This window comes from Streptomyces sp. NPDC048639, assembly GCF_043199075.1.
Taxonomy (GTDB): Bacteria; Actinomycetota; Actinomycetes; order Streptomycetales; family Streptomycetaceae; genus Streptomyces.
Map to the genome: position 1 here is coordinate 274,933 of NZ_JBICVP010000008.1, position 15,241 is coordinate 290,173.

General features: G+C 68.8%; 14 protein-coding genes, 1 tRNA gene and 1 pseudogene. 3 read left to right on the forward strand and 13 right to left on the reverse strand.

The window, feature by feature from the left end:
- Window positions 1–93 precede the first annotated feature (93 nt).
- The 8 genes from rpoB to ACGFNH_RS23160 form a co-directional block, all read right to left on the reverse strand.
- Window positions 94–3,576 (reverse strand): DNA-directed RNA polymerase subunit beta, encoded by a 3,483-nt coding sequence (rpoB, locus tag ACGFNH_RS23125; RefSeq protein ID WP_393656581.1) that lies wholly within the window; start codon window positions 3,574–3,576, stop codon window positions 94–96.
- Window positions 3,577–4,108: 532 nt separating this feature from the next.
- Complete coding sequence (rplL, locus tag ACGFNH_RS23130) at window positions 4,109–4,495, reverse strand: 50S ribosomal protein L7/L12 (protein ID WP_393656582.1); 387 nt, start codon at window positions 4,493–4,495, stop codon at window positions 4,109–4,111.
- A gap of 84 nt (window positions 4,496–4,579) precedes the next feature.
- The gene (rplJ, locus tag ACGFNH_RS23135; protein ID WP_393656584.1) at window positions 4,580–5,140 is read right to left on the reverse strand and encodes a 50S ribosomal protein L10; all 561 of its coding nucleotides are present in this window, start codon (window positions 5,138–5,140) and stop codon (window positions 4,580–4,582) included.
- A gap of 509 nt (window positions 5,141–5,649) precedes the next feature.
- The gene (rplA, locus tag ACGFNH_RS23140; protein WP_393656586.1) at window positions 5,650–6,372 is read right to left on the reverse strand and encodes a 50S ribosomal protein L1; all 723 of its coding nucleotides are present in this window, start codon (window positions 6,370–6,372) and stop codon (window positions 5,650–5,652) included.
- A gap of 76 nt (window positions 6,373–6,448) precedes the next feature.
- Window positions 6,449–6,883: a 50S ribosomal protein L11 gene (gene rplK / locus ACGFNH_RS23145; RefSeq protein ID WP_055471151.1), complete on the reverse strand. Its 435-nt coding sequence runs from the start codon at window positions 6,881–6,883 to the stop codon at window positions 6,449–6,451.
- Window positions 6,884–7,069: 186 nt separating this feature from the next.
- Window positions 7,070–7,987 (reverse strand): transcription termination/antitermination protein NusG, encoded by a 918-nt coding sequence (gene nusG / locus ACGFNH_RS23150; RefSeq protein ID WP_393656588.1) that lies wholly within the window; start codon window positions 7,985–7,987, stop codon window positions 7,070–7,072.
- Between the two features lie 71 nt (window positions 7,988–8,058).
- On the reverse strand, window positions 8,059–8,349 hold the full coding sequence (secE, locus tag ACGFNH_RS23155; RefSeq protein ID WP_393656590.1) for a preprotein translocase subunit SecE: 291 nt from the start codon (window positions 8,347–8,349) through the stop codon (window positions 8,059–8,061).
- Between the two features lie 108 nt (window positions 8,350–8,457).
- A tRNA-Trp gene (locus tag ACGFNH_RS23160) sits at window positions 8,458–8,530 on the reverse strand.
- A 182-nt stretch (window positions 8,531–8,712) separates the two neighbouring features.
- Between ACGFNH_RS23160 and ACGFNH_RS23165 the strand changes: the two genes are divergently transcribed.
- Window positions 8,713–9,951 (forward strand): pyridoxal phosphate-dependent aminotransferase, encoded by a 1,239-nt coding sequence (locus tag ACGFNH_RS23165; RefSeq protein WP_393656592.1) that lies wholly within the window; start codon window positions 8,713–8,715, stop codon window positions 9,949–9,951.
- Window positions 9,952–10,086: 135 nt separating this feature from the next.
- Window positions 10,087–11,181 (forward strand): adenosine deaminase, encoded by a 1,095-nt coding sequence (locus tag ACGFNH_RS23170; protein WP_393656594.1) that lies wholly within the window; start codon window positions 10,087–10,089, stop codon window positions 11,179–11,181.
- 207 nt (window positions 11,182–11,388) lie between these two features.
- Here ACGFNH_RS23170 and ACGFNH_RS23175 read toward each other — a convergent pair.
- A pseudogene (locus tag ACGFNH_RS23175) lies at window positions 11,389–11,982 on the reverse strand (TetR/AcrR family transcriptional regulator); the annotation flags it as partial.
- A gap of 87 nt (window positions 11,983–12,069) precedes the next feature.
- Between ACGFNH_RS23175 and ACGFNH_RS23180 the strand changes: the two are divergent.
- Window positions 12,070–12,705: an NAD(P)-dependent oxidoreductase gene (locus tag ACGFNH_RS23180; protein WP_393656595.1), complete on the forward strand. Its 636-nt coding sequence runs from the start codon at window positions 12,070–12,072 to the stop codon at window positions 12,703–12,705.
- Between the two features lie 58 nt (window positions 12,706–12,763).
- On the opposite strand, the gene ACGFNH_RS23185 is transcribed toward ACGFNH_RS23180, so the two are convergent.
- The 4 genes from ACGFNH_RS23185 to rpmG all read right to left on the reverse strand — a co-directional run bounded on the left by ACGFNH_RS23185 (window position 12,764) and on the right by rpmG (window position 15,186).
- Entirely contained in the window at window positions 12,764–13,819 is a 1,056-nt protein-coding gene (locus ACGFNH_RS23185) for a UDP-N-acetylmuramate dehydrogenase (RefSeq protein WP_393656597.1), read from the reverse strand.
- 104 nt (window positions 13,820–13,923) lie between these two features.
- Window positions 13,924–14,352, reverse strand: coding sequence for a MaoC family dehydratase (locus ACGFNH_RS23190; RefSeq protein ID WP_393656599.1), 429 nt, complete (start codon window positions 14,350–14,352; stop codon window positions 13,924–13,926).
- A 5-nt stretch (window positions 14,353–14,357) separates the two neighbouring features.
- Window positions 14,358–14,837 carry a MaoC family dehydratase N-terminal domain-containing protein gene (locus tag ACGFNH_RS23195; protein ID WP_393656601.1) on the reverse strand — a complete coding sequence of 160 codons (480 nt, stop codon included), beginning with the start codon at window positions 14,835–14,837 and terminating at the stop codon, window positions 14,358–14,360.
- 184 nt (window positions 14,838–15,021) lie between these two features.
- Window positions 15,022–15,186 carry a 50S ribosomal protein L33 gene (rpmG, locus tag ACGFNH_RS23200; RefSeq protein WP_255952984.1) on the reverse strand — a complete coding sequence of 55 codons (165 nt, stop codon included), beginning with the start codon at window positions 15,184–15,186 and terminating at the stop codon, window positions 15,022–15,024.
- Window positions 15,187–15,241 lie beyond the last annotated feature (55 nt).

Consider the following 15,241-nt stretch of genomic DNA (forward strand, 5'->3'; position numbering starts at 1 on the left):
GAAGTCTGACTGGGGGTCCCCCCACGCCCACTGGGCCTGGGGGACGGGGTCCGGGGTTGGCCGGGGCCTCCGGGGAGGTCCCGGCCAGACCCGTCAGACCTCTTCGACGCTGCTCGGCTCGCGCCTGGACAGGTCGATACCGAGCTCCTCCGCAGCGCGGAAGACGTCCTCGTCGGTGTCGCGCATCTCGATGGACATGCCGTCCGAGGACAGCACCTCCACGTTGAGGCACAGGGACTGCATCTCCTTGATGAGCACCTTGAAGGACTCGGGGATGCCGGGCTCAGGGATGTTCTCGCCCTTGACGATGGCCTCGTAGACCTTCACGCGGCCGGTGACGTCGTCGGACTTGATGGTCAGCAGCTCCTGAAGGGCGTAGGCGGCGCCGTAGGCCTCGAGGGCCCACACCTCCATCTCGCCGAACCGCTGGCCACCGAACTGGGCCTTACCACCCAGCGGCTGCTGGGTGATCATCGAGTACGGACCGGTCGACCGTGCGTGCAGCTTGTCGTCGACCAGGTGGTGCAGCTTGAGGATGTACATGTACCCGACCGAGATCGGGTCCGGGAACGGCTCTCCGGAGCGGCCGTCGAACATGCGCGCCTTACCGGACGGCAGAACCATCCGCTCGCCGTCGCGGTTCGGGACCGTGGCGTTGAAGAGACCCGCGATCTCGTCCTCGCGCGCACCGTCGAAGACGGGGGTCGCGACGTTGGTACCGCCCACGACGTCGTCGGCGCCGATGGCCCGCAGACGCTCCATCCACTCCTCGTTGCCGTCGACCTTCCAGCCCTGGCTGGCGAGCCAGCCGAGGTGGATCTCCAGCACCTGTCCCGGGTTCATCCGGGACGGGACGCCGAGCGGGTTGAGGATGATGTCGACCGGGGTGCCGTCCTCCATGAACGGCATGTCCTCGACCGGCAGGATCTTGGAGATGACGCCCTTGTTGCCGTGACGGCCGGCGAGCTTGTCACCGTCGGTGATCTTGCGCTTCTGCGCGACGTAGACGCGGACCAGCTGGTTCACGCCCGGGGGCAGCTCGTCGCCCTCCTCGCGGTCGAAGACGCGGACGCCGATGACCTTGCCGGTCTCGCCGTGCGGCACCTTCAGCGAGGTGTCACGGACCTCACGGGCCTTCTCACCGAAGATCGCGCGGAGCAGGCGCTCCTCCGGGGTCAGCTCGGTCTCACCCTTGGGCGTGACCTTGCCGACCAGGATGTCGCCGGCGACGACCTCGGCACCGATGCGGATGATGCCGCGCTCGTCGAGGTCGGCCAGGACCTCCTCGGAGACGTTCGGGATGTCCCGGGTGATCTCCTCGGGGCCGAGCTTGGTGTCACGGGCGTCGACCTCGTGCTCCTCGATGTGGATCGAGGAGAGGACGTCGTCCTGCACCAGACGCTGGCTGAGGATGATCGCGTCCTCGTAGTTGTGGCCCTCCCACGGCATGAACGCCACGAGCAGGTTCTTGCCGAGCGCCATCTCGCCCTCGTCCGTGGACGGACCGTCGGCGAGGACCTGACCCTCGATGACCCGCGCGCCCTCGTCCACGACGACCTTCTGGTTGAAGGAGGTGCCCTGGTTGGAGCGGCTGAACTTGGCGACGCGGTACGTGGTGTACGTGCCGTCGTCGTTGGCCACCGTGACGTAGTCCGCGGAGACCTCCTGGACGACACCGTCCTTCTCGGCCTTGATCACGTCACCGGCGTCGACCGCGCAGCGGTACTCCATGCCGGTGCCGACCAGCGGGGACTCCGCCTTGAGGAGCGGCACGGCCTGGCGCATCATGTTCGATCCCATGAGCGCGCGGTTGGCGTCGTCGTGCTCCAGGAACGGGATCATGGCGGTCGCGACCGACACCATCTGGCGCGGCGAGACGTCCATGTAGTCGACCTCGGTGCCCGGGATGTAGTCGACCTCGCCACCACGGCGGCGGACCAGGACCCGGGACTCGGCGAAGTGGAGGTCGTCCGTCAGCGGGGCGTTGGCCTGCGCGATGACGAAGCGGTCCTCCTCGTCGGCGGTGAGGTAGTCGACCTCGTCGGTGACGATGCCGTCGGTGACGCGGCGGTACGGGGTCTCGACGAATCCGAAGGCGTTGACCCGGCCGTAGGAGGCGAGCGAACCGATCAGACCGATGTTCGGACCTTCAGGCGTCTCGATCGGGCACATGCGGCCGTAGTGCGACGGGTGCACGTCACGGACCTCGAAGCCGGCCCGCTCACGGGACAGACCGCCGGGGCCCAGCGCCGACAGACGGCGCTTGTGGGTCAGACCCGACAGCGGGTTCGTCTGGTCCATGAACTGCGACAGCTGGCTGGTGCCGAAGAACTCCTTGATGGAGGCGACGACCGGCCGGATGTTGATCAGGGTCTGCGGCGTGATCGCCTCGACGTCCTGCGTCGTCATACGCTCGCGGACGACGCGCTCCATCCGGGCCAGACCCGTACGGACCTGGTTCTGGATGAGCTCGCCGACGTTGCGCAGGCGGCGGTTGCCGAAGTGGTCGATGTCGTCGGTCTCGACGACGATCTGGTTGCCGTTCTCGCCGACCGTCTCGGTCTCGCCGGCGTGCAGCTTGACCAGGTACTTGATGGTGGCGATCACGTCGTCGACGGTGAGCACACCGGCGTCGAGCGGCTGGTCCCCGCCGAGCTTCTTGTTCACCTTGTAGCGGCCGACCTTGGCGAGGTCGTAGCGCTTGGGGTTGAAGTAGAGGTTCTCGAGCAGGGTCTGCGCCGCCTCACGCGTCGGCGGCTCTCCCGGACGCAGCTTGCGGTAGATGTCGAGCAGCGCGTCGTCCTGACCCTGGGTGTGGTCCTTCTCCAGGGTGGCGCGCATGGACTCGTACTCGCCGAACTCCTCGAGGATCTGCTCGGTGGTCCAGCCGAGCGCCTTGAGGAGGACGGTCACGGACTGCTTGCGCTTGCGGTCGATGCGGACACCGACCATGTCGCGCTTGTCGATCTCCATCTCCAGCCAGGCACCCCGGGACGGGATGATCTTGGCGGAGAAGATGTCCTTGTCGGACGTCTTGTCGATGGAGGAGTCGAAGTAGACACCGGGAGAGCGGACGAGCTGCGACACGACGACACGCTCGGTGCCGTTGATCACGAACGTGCCCTTGTTGGTCATGAGCGGGAAGTCGCCCATGAAGACCGTCTGGGACTTGATCTCACCGGTCTCGTTGTTGGTGAACTCGGCGGTGACGAAGAGCGGCGCCGCGTACGTGAAGTCGCGCTCCTTGCACTCGTCGATCGAGTTCTTCGGCGGCTCGAAGCGGTGGTCGCGGAACGTCAGCGACATCGAGCCGGAGAAGTCCTCGATCGGGGAGATCTCTTCGAAGATCTCTTCAAGGCCGGACTTGGTGGGGACGTCCTGTCCACTGTCCAGGGCCGACTCGACGCGAGCCTTCCACGCGGCGTTGCCGAGCAGCCAGTCGAAGCTCTCGGTTTGCAGCGCAAGGAGGTTCGGAACCTCGAGGGGCTCCTTGATCTTCGCAAAAGAGATGCGCAGCGGGGCGGTGCTGGCGCCGTTGTTCGTATTGGCAGTCGAGGCGTTGCGCGAGGCGGCCAAGAGGGGGTCCTTCCGAGGGCTCGGACTCACTACGCGCGTACCGGTCCAGTTCGATACACACCCGGAGAGAAATCCCAGGTCAGGGAGTTCATTCAGAAATGTTCGAACGTGGGCGTGTCCCTGGTGACGGGCAGGGATCAGCTAACAGGCAGCGCAAAGGGTCAGTGTAGCCACTTGGCCCACTGATGTCCACACCGGGTCCTCGGAGGTCCTCGTGCATCCCTTGTTGTTCTTCATCGCCTGCATCAAGCCACGCGCTCGAAGCGCATATCGATCCTGCCCTCTTCGTCTGCGATCCATGCCTCGGATCCTGGATCGGTCAACGACGCGTCCTGAGAATTGCGCGCTGCGTGCCGTTCGTCAAGGCCCCCCACCCCCATCGGGATCAACCAAGGGCCCGGCAGCGGGCAACGAAGATCACCATACCTGTCACCGCACGAGGGGCAAGGACCCCCGTCCGGGGACGCCCGAGGGCGACCACCCTTTCGGGTGATCGCCCTCGGAACGGGAAAGAGTCAGCAGACTCGCGAGGTCACTTGACCTCGACGGAGGCGCCGGCGCCCTTGAGGGACTCGGCGGCCTTCTCGGCCTGCTCCTTGTTGACCTTCTCGAGGACCGGCTTCGGGGTGCCGTCGACGAGGTCCTTGGCCTCCTTCAGACCCAGGGAGGTCAGCTCACGCACGACCTTGATGACCTGGATCTTCTTGTCGCCGGCGCCGGTGAGGATGACGTCGAACTCGTCCTGCTCCTCGGCGGCCTCGGCGGCCGGGGCGCCCGGGGCACCGGCGGCGGCAACGGCGACCGGCGCGGCGGCCTCGACGTCGAACTTCTCCTCGAAGGCCTTCACGAACTCGGAGAGCTCGATGAGGGTCATTCCGCTGAACTGCTCGAGCAGGTCGTCCTGGCTGAGCTTCGCCATTTTGGCGGTCCTTCCACTAATTCGGCTGGTGCCGGGTGTACATATCGGCGGGCGTACGGGCCCGCTGCGACCGAACGCGAGTGGTTACTCGGCGGACTCGGCCTCGGCGGGAGCCGGCGTACCGGCACCGCCCTGCTCGACCTTGCTGCGAAGCGCGTCCGCGGTGCGGGCGAACTTCGTGAGCGGGGCCTGGAAGGTCGCCGCGGCCTTGGCCATGGACGCCTTCATGCCACCGGCCAGCTTGGCGAGCAGCACCTCACGGGACTCGAGGTCCGCGAGCTTCTTGATCTCGTCGGCGGACAGCGCCTTGCCGTCAAGGACACCGCCCTTGATGACGAGCGCGGGGTTGTCCTTCGCGAAGTCGCGAAGACCCTTCGCCGCCGTGACCGGGTCACCGGTCACAAAGGCGACAGCCGTGGAACCGACGAAGAACTCGTCCAGTTCACTGACCCCGGCCTCGTTCGCCGCGATCTTGGTCAGGGTGTTCTTCGCCACTCGGTACTGAGCGTTCTCACCGAGAGAACGGCGCAGGTCCTTGAGCTGTGCCACGCTGAGACCGGTGTACGCGGTGACAACAGCGGCATTGGAGTTCTGGAACTTCTCCTTGATCTCCGCAACGGCTGCGACCTTGTCGGGACTCGCCATGAGCCTCGGCCCTCCTTCCGGGTGATGCGATCCTCGACCGGCTTTCCGGCCGGTCATAACGCCGGACCGCCCACGTCGGGCGCACGAGGAAGGAGCTGGGAACATACAAAACGCCCCGGCGCAGGCGCACGGGGCTCAGCTCGACCGGACAGCAGTCCGGGAACTCTCCACATTCACCTGCGCAGGTCGCCCGCACGTAGCGGATCCTTCGGCCGCCGTACGCCCTTGCGGACACACAGCAACGACCAGCGGTCTTTGGCTTCATGTGGAGAGTACGTGAGCGGGCCTCCCGCAGGCAAATCGCCTCCCGCGGGCCCACCCGACCGCAGCCGCCCAGCGCCGCCGTCAGGGCGTCCCGTACGCCTCCAGGCCTTCCCCGTACGAGCAGCGGGCGCCGCCGCCCCGTACGGGCCGCAGCGGGCGCGGGAGAAAGAGCCGGTCCCCGCACCTCAGGAGAGGTGCGGGGACCGGCTCTTCGTGCGTTACGCGGCCCGCGGCCGCCGTCCGGATCAGACGGCGGCGGGGTCCTCCTCGACGAGGAGGTTGCGGGTGCGGTTGGAGTCGAGCGGGATGCCGGGGCCCATCGTGGTGCTGATGGCGGCCTTCTTGATGTACCGGCCCTTCGCGGCGGACGGCTTCAGGCGGAGGATCTCCTCCAGCGCGGCGCCGTAGTTCTCCACCAGCTTGGTCTCGTCGAACGAGACCTTGCCGATGATGAAGTGCAGGTTCGCGTGCTTGTCCACACGGAACTCGATCTTGCCGCCCTTGATCTCGGTGACGGCCTTGGCGACGTCGGGGGTGACGGTGCCGGTCTTCGGGTTCGGCATCAGACCACGCGGGCCGAGGACGCGGCCGAGGCGGCCGACCTTGCCCATGAGGTCCGGGGTGGCGACGACGGCGTCGAAGTCCAGACGGCCCTTCGACACCTCGTCGATGAGCTCGTCGGAACCGACGATGTCGGCGCCCGCGGCACGCGCGGCCTCGGCACGGTCACCGGTCGCGAAGACCAGGACCCGGGCGGTCTTACCGGTGCCGTGCGGGAGGTTCACGGTGCCGCGGACCATCTGGTCGGCCTTGCGCGGGTCAACGCCCAGGCGGAAGGCGACCTCGACGGTGCTGTCGAACTTGGTCCCGGAAGTCTCCTTGGCGAGACGGACGGCCTCGAGCGGGGCGTACAGGCGCTCCTGGTCGATCCTGGCGTCCGCAGCGCGGAGAGTCTTGCTGCGCTTCACTGCTGCTCCTATGTCGGAATGGAGTCGTGGTGCGGGCCAGCGCGTGGCCCCTCCACAGGGTGTGGTGCGGGGAGGATCAGCCCTCGACCGTGATGCCCATGGAACGGGCGGTGCCGGCGATGATCTTCTCGGCGGCGTCCAGGTCGTTGGCGTTCAGGTCGGGCATCTTGGTGGTGGCGATGTCGCGGACCTGGTCGCGGGTGATCTTGGCGACCTTGGTCTTGTGCGGCTCGCCGGAGCCCTTGTCCACACCCGCGGCCTTGAGGATCAGCTTGGCGGCCGGCGGAGTCTTGGTGATGAAGGTGAAGGAACGGTCCTCGTAGACCGTGATCTCCACCGGCACGACCATGCCGCGCTGCGACTCGGTCGCGGCGTTGTAGGCCTTGCAGAACTCCATGATGTTGACGCCGTGCTGACCCAGCGCGGGGCCGACCGGCGGAGCCGGGTTGGCGGCACCGGCCTGGATCTGGAGCTTGATCAGCCCCGTGACCTTCTTCTTCTTGGGAGGCATGCTCTCTCCGGGTCCTAGTGAGAGGTGATTCGCCTCCGAGCCCGGTTCATCCGGTTGGAGGCATACCGCACAACGATAACGGGTATGGCTGCGCGGCAGAAAACCGGCAGGTCAGGCGGGCCCGAGGGCCTGCCTGACCTGGCCGGAAGCTATCGGAAGCGGTGCGAAGAACCGTTCCGGAAGGTTTCAGTTCTTCTGGATCTGATCGAAGCTCAGCTCGACCGGGGTCTCCCGGCCGAAGATCTCGACCAGGCCCTTGACCTTCTTCGAGTCGGCGTTGATCTCGTTGATCGTCGCCTGAAGCGTGGCGAACGGGCCGTCGGTGACCGTGACCGAGTCGCCGACCTCGAAGTCCAGCACCTGGACCTCGACCTTGCGGCTCGGGGCCGGCCGGCCCTCGGCCTCGGCGGCCTCCTTGGCGGCCTTCTCCTCCGCCTCCGGGGCGAGCATCTTGACGATCTCGTCCAGGGTCAGCGGGTACGGGTCGTAGGCATTGCCGACGAAGCCGGTGACGCCCGGGGTGTTGCGGACGACGCCCCACGACTCATTGGTGAGATCCATGCGGACGAGAACGTAGCCGGGAAGCTTGTTCTGGCGAACGTTCTTCCGCTCGCCGTTCTTGATCTGGACGATCTCTTCCTCGGGCACCTCGGCCGCGTAGATGAAGTCCTCGACGTTCAGCGAGACGGCACGCTGCTCCAGGTTGGCCTTCACGCGCTTCTCGTAGCCCGCGTAGGTGTGGATCACGTACCACTCGCCCGGGAGCGTGCGCAGTTCCTCGCGCAGCGCCTCGACCGGGTCGGCGACCGGAGCCTCGGCCTCGGGGGCCGCGTCTTCGTCCTCGTCCTCGCCCTTGTGCTCGTCCTCGTCGACCTCGGCGATCGCGGCGTCGTCCTCGACGTGGATCGCGGCCGCCTCGGCGGGCTCGTCGGGCGTGGTGTCCAGCGCCTCGGTGGGGTCGACCTCGTCGGCCGCCTGAATGATGTCGATCCCGTCGTCGTCGACCCTGTCCGCTTCGAAGGCAGCGGGCGACTCGGCCGGCGCCGCAGCCTCGTCACCCTCGGCGGGCTCGGTGGCGTCGTTCAGGTTCGGGTCGTCAGACACGGTGGCTGCTTCTTCCTGGCTTCAAGGGGTGGAACTGGCGGAGGTTCGTCCCGCGGACTCCCTCCGCGGGATCAGCCGAAGACGTACTTGACGACCTCGGAGAATCCCAAGTCAATCACGGTCACAAGGCCGATCATGATGACAACGAAGACAATCACCACAGTGGTGTACGTCGTCAGCTGGCTGCGCGTCGGCCAGACGACCTTGCGGAGCTCCGCGACGATCTGCCGGTAGAAGAGCGCGAGTCGGCCCAGGGGGCCCTTCTTTCCGCGCTTGCCTCCGCGGCGGCCCTTCTTGCCAGCGACCTCGTCCTCGGGACGACCGCTTTCAGGCATCGCGGTGGAGCCAGGGGCTGCCGTCACTCGTCCTCACCTGAAATCCCGGGTCGTGGCCGTGCCGCGCCCGGCGGGAGCCGCACGGCGATGCAATCAGTACGTACCTGCACGCACATTCACGAGGAAAGTGCGGAGCAGGGCCGGAGGGACTTGAACCCCCAACCGCTGGTTTTGGAGACCAGTGCTCTACCAATTGAGCTACGACCCTTTGTTGTTTCCCCCAACGTACCGCATCCGCCCGGATGCACGGAGTGCGCAGGACGGAGCGGCCGGTGAAGGCCAACGGGGCATGAGTGTACGTGGTCCACGGCCGGGCGTCGAACGCGTACCCTGCGGTCCCCTGCGATACCCCTATGCCCAGCCGGGCCCGGGTCTGCGACGATGGCAGTCATGAGCGCTGCAACACCACCCGCATCGTCCGCCAGCGACCGACGGGTATCGGCCCGTATCGGCGCGATCTCCGAGTCCGCGACCCTCGCCGTGGACGCCAAGGCCAAGGCCCTCAAGGCCGCCGGGCGTCCAGTGATCGGCTTCGGCGCGGGCGAACCCGACTTCCCGACGCCCGACTACATCGTCGACGCCGCCGTGGAGGCCTGCCGCAACCCGAAGTTCCACCGCTACACGCCCGCCGGCGGCCTGCCCGAGCTGAAGAGCGCCATCGCCGCCAAGACGCTGCGCGACTCCGGCTACGAGGTCGACGCCTCGCAGGTATTGGTGACCAACGGCGGTAAGCAGGCGATCTACCAGGCCTTCGCCGCGATCCTCGACCCGGGCGACGAGGTCATCGTCCCCGCGCCGTACTGGACCACCTACCCCGAGTCGATCCGGCTCGCCGGCGGTGTGCCGGTGGATGTGGTCGCCGACGAGACGACGGGCTACCGCGTCTCCGTCGAGCAGCTCGAGGCCGCGCGCACGGACCGCACGAAGGTCGTGCTGTTCGTCTCGCCGTCCAACCCGACCGGTGCCGTCTACACGCGCGAGCAGGTCGAGGAGATCGGCCGCTGGGCCGCCGAGCACGGGCTGTGGGTGCTCACCGACGAGATCTACGAGCATCTGGTGTACGGCGACGCCGAGTTCACCTCGCTGCCGGTCGCGGTGCCCGAGCTGCGCGACAAGTGCATCGTCGTCAACGGCGTGGCCAAGACGTACGCCATGACGGGCTGGCGCGTGGGCTGGGTCATCGGACCCAAGGACGTGGTCAAGGCCGCGACCAACCTCCAGTCCCACGCCACGTCCAACGTGTCGAACGTCGCGCAGATGGCAGCCCTCGCCGCGGTCTCCGGCGACCTGGAGGCCGTCGAGGAGATGAAGGTGGCGTTCGACCGCCGCCGCCGCACGATCGTGCGCATGCTCAACGAGATCGACGGCGTCGTGTGCCCGGTGCCGGAGGGCGCGTTCTATGCGTACCCGACGGTGAAGGACCTGCTCGGCAGGGAGATCCGGGGCAAGCGGCCGCAGTCGAGCGTGGAGCTGGCCGAGATCATCCTCGAGGAGGCCGAGGTCGCGGTCGTTCCGGGCGAAGCCTTCGGTACGCCGGGCTACCTGCGCCTGTCGTACGCGCTGGGCGACGAGGACCTGGTCGAGGGCATCTCGCGGGTCCAGAAGCTGCTGGGCGAGGCCAAGGCCTGAGCCCGGGCCACTGCGCCGAGAACGGCTGAAAGTGTGCGATGCGGGGCCCCTCGGGGCCCCGCATTCGTTTTCGGGCAAGCGCTCGTTCAGGGAATCCCCTACCGGGCCGCCCGGCCGATGCGGCAGGATCTTTGAATGCCGCACCATGCAGGGGACCGACCCCCGAACTCGACGAACGCCCCGGACGCCCCAGCCCCCCATGCCCGCGGCGGAGTCGCCGACCGTGATCTGCGCCGGCTGCCGAAGGCCCATCTGCATCTGCATTTCACCGGGTCGATGCGGTCCGCCACACTGCTGGAACTCGCCGACAAGTACGGCGTCCACCTGCCCGAGGCGCTCAGCAGCGGGGAGCCGCCCAGACTGCGCGCCACCGACGAGCGGGGCTGGTTCCGCTTCCAGCGGCTCTACGACATCGCGCGCTCCTGCCTGCGGTCCCCGGAGGACATCCAGCGCCTCGTCCTGGAAGCGGCCGAGGAGGACGTGCGGGACGGCTCGCGCTGGCTGGAGATCCAGGTCGACCCCACCTCGTACGCGCCGCGGCTCGGCGGACTGATCCCGGCCCTGGAGGTCATCCTCGACGCGGTGGACCGCGCGTCGCGCGAGACCGGCCTCGGGATGCGGGTCCTCGTCGCGGCCAACCGTACGAAACACCCGCTGGACGCGCGGACGTTGGCACGGCTCGCGGTGCGGTACGCGGACCGCGGCATCGTCGGCTTCGGGCTCTCCAATGACGAACGGCGGGGTTTCGCGCGGGACTTCGACCGCGCCTTCGCCATCGCCCGGGAGGGCGGTCTGCTGGCGGCACCGCACGGCGGCGAGCTGTCCGGGCCCGGCAGCGTCCGGGACTGCCTCGACGATCTGGCCGCCGGGCGCATCGGGCACGGTGTACGGGCCGCCGAGGACCCGCGACTGCTGCGCAAGCTGGCCGAACGCGGGGTGACCTGCGAGGTGTGCCCCACCTCGAACGTCGCACTGGGCGTCTACGAGAAGCCGGAGGACGTACCGCTGCGCACGCTCTTCGACGCCGGGGTCCCGATGGCGCTGGGCGCGGACGACCCGCTGCTCTTCGGCGCGCGCCTGGCGGACCAGTACGAGCTGGCACGCGAGCACCACGGCTTCACGGACGCCGAACTCGCCGAACTGGCAGGGCAGTCGGTGCGCGGCTCGGCGGCACCGGAGGACGTCCGGGCGCGGCTGCTGGCCGACATCGACGCGTGGGGCGCGGGCTGAGGCGGACTCGCGGAGCGGCGACGGGCCCGGTCAGGCGATCCCGCGGAGGACGGTGCGGGCGAGGGCGGCGGCGAAGGCGTTCAGCGGACGGGCGGTGGGGGCGTCGGCGTCGGCGACGTCTTTGGGGGCTGCGGCGCCCCGGGGGTCTGCGGCGTTCTCGGGAGCCTCGGGGTCCGTACGGTCCGCAGGGCCGTGGGCGGCGTCGGGGGTCGCGGGGGTCGCGGCAGCTCCGGGGTCCACTGGGGTCGTGGCAGCTCCGGGGTCTGCCGGGTTTCCGGTGAAGGCATCCAGGAAGGCGCGCTGGTAGCAGGCGCCGAGCAGCAGCGCGGCGGCCGCGTCCGTGTCGGCGTCCGCGCGGATACGGCCGGCGTCGCGTTCGGTGTCCAGATACGCGGCGAGTTCCTCGATGGGGCGGTGCGGTCCCGCGTCGCCGCCGAGCCTGCGCAGCCCGTCGCGGTGGCGACGCAGCAGGGCCGGTTCGGCGAAGAGCGAGGCGGCGATGGGCACGCTCGACTCGTAGAAGAGGACCGCTCCGCGGGCGATGCGGGTGAGGTTCTCCTCGACGCTGTGCGCCACCGGAGCCTGCTGGATCTCGGCGAGCAGTGAGCCGAGCCGGGGCAACCGCTCCTCCAGGACGCGGACGAAGAGGTCCTCCTTGCTCGCGAAGTGCTTGTAGAGAGCGGCCTCCGAGCATCCGGCGGCCTTCGCGATCTCCTTGGTGGTGGCACGGGCCAGGCCGATCGAGCGCATCAGCCGGGCCGCCGCGTCGAGGATGCGCGTGCGCGTCGGTCTGGGCTCCATGGAGGCTCCAACCAGGCTTGACGAGAGGTGGGCGGATACCCACCCTAGAAGGTGAGTGAATACTTACCCACCTGAGGGGCGTACGCCATGAGGATCACCGTTTTCGGAGCGACGGGCGGAATAGGCCGGGAGATAGTCCGGCAGGCCCTGACGGCGGGGCACGAGGTGACAGCGGTGGTACGCGACCCGGCGCGGCTGTCGGTCCCTGAGTCCGGCACCGTCGAGGTGGTGACGGCCGGGCTGACGGACCCGGCCCTCCTGGGCCCGGCCGTCGCTGGACGGGACGCGGTGTTCTCGGGACTCGGCCCGCGCAGCCGCAAGCAGGTCGGCATCGCCTCCTCCGGCACGCGCACCATCCTGCGGGCCATGGAGGCGGAGGGAGTCCGGCGCTTCCTGGCGGTGAGCGCCGCTCCGGTGGGGCCGCCGCCGGAGGGTGAGTCGTTGCGACTGCGGTTGATGACGCCCCTGGTCAAAGCCGTGTTCCGGGATCAGTACGCGGACTTGGCGGTGATGGAGGAGGACGTCCGGCGCAGTGGGACGGACTGGACCGTCGTCCGGCCGCCGAGACTGCACGACCGGCCGCTGACGGGCTCGTACCGGAAGGCGTTCGCCACGACTCCGAAGGACAGCATGATGATCGGGCGTGCGGACGTGGCGCACGCGATGCTCGCGATGGCGGACGACGCGTCGACGGTGCAGCAGGCGGTGGGGGTCGCGTACTAGACCCGTCACTCGGAGGCTGACGCCGACCGTCACTCGAAGACTGACGGTCGGGCGTCACTCAGAGGCTGACGCCGACCGTCACCGGCTCGTTGACGAGAGTGACCCCGAAGGCGTCCCGCACCCCGTCCCTGACCTCCCGCGCGAGGGCCAGCAGGTCCTCGGTCGTGGCGGCGCCGCGGTTGGTGAGGGCCAGGGTGTGCTTGGTGGAGATCCGCGCCGGGCCCGTGCCGTACCCCTTGGTGAAGCCCGCCTTGTCGATGAGCCAGGCGGCGGAGGTCTTGGTCAGGCCGCCCCCCGCGGGATACGCCGGGGGCACCACGTCCGGGCCGAGGCGGTCGGCGACGCGGGCCATGAACGCCTCGTGCTGGGCGGCCGTGAGGATGGGGTTGGTGAAGAACGAGCCGGCGGACCAGGTGTCGTGGTCCTCGGGGTCCAGCACCATGCCCTTGCCCGCGCGCAGCTTGAGGACCGCCTCGCGCGCGGCGGCGGCCGGAACCCGGTCGCCCGGCGCGACGCCCAACGTGCGGGCGAGTTCCGCGTACTTGACCGGGGTGGAGAGTCCTCCGGCGTCCTCGAGGGCGAAGCGGACGCGCAGCACGACGAAGCGGGCCGGGTCGGCCTTGAAGCGGCTGTGCCGGTACGAGAAGGCGCACTCCGCACCCGGGATGGTGACCGTCTCGTCGGTGCGGCGGTCGTAGGCGACGACTTCGCTGATGACGGAGGAGACCTCCTGGCCGTACGCACCCACGTTCTGGATCGGGGTCGCGCCTACGGAGCCGGGGATTCCGGCGAGGCACTCGATCCCGGCGAGCCCCGCCTCGACCGTGCGGGCCACGGCCTCGGACCAGTTCTCCCCCGCCGCGAGCTCCAGCCGCGCCCCGGACAGCTCATGGCCGGTCGTGGCGATGCGCAGGGCGGTCCCCTCGAAGCCCTTGTCGCCGATGACGAGGTTGCTGCCGCCGGCGACGATCAGCAGCGGCGTGCCGGACGCGTCGGCCTCGCGGACGGCGGAGACGACCTCGTCGTCCGTGGTGGCGGTGATCAGGCGCGTGGCTGGGCCGCCGAGCCGGAAGGTGGTCAGCGGGGCGAGCGGGGCGTCGTGAAGTTCCTGCACGCGCACAAGCGTAAGGGGCGGGATCCATGGTCCTCGCCCCTTACCCCTGTGCCGATGCCGCGGGGGTCCGGCTGCCGGGCCCCCGCGCAAGCCCCGCCGTCGCCTCAGGCCAGGCGTACGACGGCGCGGGACATGCCCAGGACCTTCTGGCCCGCGCTCCTGGCCAAGAGGTCGACGCGCACCGTACGGTCCTCGAGCTTGGCGGCGACCTTGCCGCTGACCTCGATGGCCGCGCCGTCCTCGTCGTTGGGGACCACGACGGGCTTGGTGAACCGCACGCCGTACTCCGCGACCGCTCCCGGGTCGCCCACCCAGTCGGTCACCACGCGGATCGCCTCGGCCATGGTGAACATGCCGTGGGCGATCACATCGTCGAGTCCGACCTCCCTGGCGAACTTCTCGTTCCAGTGGATCGGGTTGAAGTCACCGGACGCGCCCGCATACCGCACGAGGGTCTCGCGCGTCACCGGGAACGTCTGAGCCGGCAGCTCGGTGCCGACCTCGACCTCGTCGTACGAAATCTTCGCCGCCATCGCCGTCAGCCTCCCTTGGTCTCCGAGGCGGGTGACCCCGCCTCGGCGCCGCGCGCCACCAGCTTCGTGTAGGCCGTCACCACGAGCTCGCCGCTCTCGTCGTGGACATCGCCGCGGATGTCGATGATGTCGTTGCCCCCAAGGGACTTGATGGCCTCGATCGTCGACGTGACCGACAGGCGGTCGCCGGCCCGGACCGGACGGGCGTACGCGAACTTCTGGTCGCCGTGGACGACGCGGCCGTAGTCCAGGCCCAGCGCCGGGTCGTGGATGACCTCTTCCGCCGCCTTGAACGTGATCGCGAAGGCGAAGGTGGGCGGGGCGATCACATCCGGGTGGCCGTGCTCCTTGGCCGCTTCCGCGTCGGTGTACGCGGGGTTGGTGTCGCCGATCGCCTCGGCGAACTCGCGGATCTTCTCGCGGCCGACCTCGTACGGCGCGGTGGGCGGATAGGACCGCCCGATGAAGGACTTGTCGAGCGGCATGGGCTCGCCACCTCCTGGGTCGAAGCTCTGTCGATGATCGGTGCGACCGGTCGACGGCCGGTCGATGCCGGGTCGATCGGTCGGCGCCGGGTCGATCAACGAGGCCCGGCGGGCCGACGATGCGGGCGCGATCAACGACGCGAGGCCGCCCCCGCATGGGGACGGCCTCGCGTGTCAGTCGTCTTTACCGCGTCTCGCGGTGAGCCGTGTGCGAGTTGCAACGGGGGCAGTACTTCTTCATCTCAAGACGATCCGGGTTGTTGCGCCGGTTCTTCTTGGTGATGTAGTTCCGCTCCTTGCACTCCACGCAGGCCAGCGTGATCTTCGGGCGGACATCGGTGGCAGCCACGTGAGTGCTCCTTGACGGACAGATGGATTAACGCAGAAAGAGTAGCCGATTGAAG

Coding starts and splice junctions, on each gene's coding strand:
- ACGFNH_RS23165 (WP_393656592.1), top strand. CDS start 8,713: ATGAGCGCTGCAACACCACCCGCATCGTCCGCCAGCGACCGACGGGTA.
- ACGFNH_RS23190 (WP_393656599.1), bottom strand. CDS start 14,352: ATGGCGGCGAAGATTTCGTACGACGAGGTCGAGGTCGGCACCGAGCTG.
- ACGFNH_RS23170 (WP_393656594.1), top strand. CDS start 10,087: ATGCCGCACCATGCAGGGGACCGACCCCCGAACTCGACGAACGCCCCG.
- ACGFNH_RS23195 (WP_393656601.1), bottom strand. CDS start 14,837: ATGCCGCTCGACAAGTCCTTCATCGGGCGGTCCTATCCGCCCACCGCG.
- rplL (WP_393656582.1), bottom strand. CDS start 4,495: ATGGCGAAGCTCAGCCAGGACGACCTGCTCGAGCAGTTCAGCGGAATG.
- rplJ (WP_393656584.1), bottom strand. CDS start 5,140: ATGGCGAGTCCCGACAAGGTCGCAGCCGTTGCGGAGATCAAGGAGAAG.
- ACGFNH_RS23180 (WP_393656595.1), top strand. CDS start 12,070: ATGAGGATCACCGTTTTCGGAGCGACGGGCGGAATAGGCCGGGAGATA.
- rplK (WP_055471151.1), bottom strand. CDS start 6,883: ATGCCTCCCAAGAAGAAGAAGGTCACGGGGCTGATCAAGCTCCAGATC.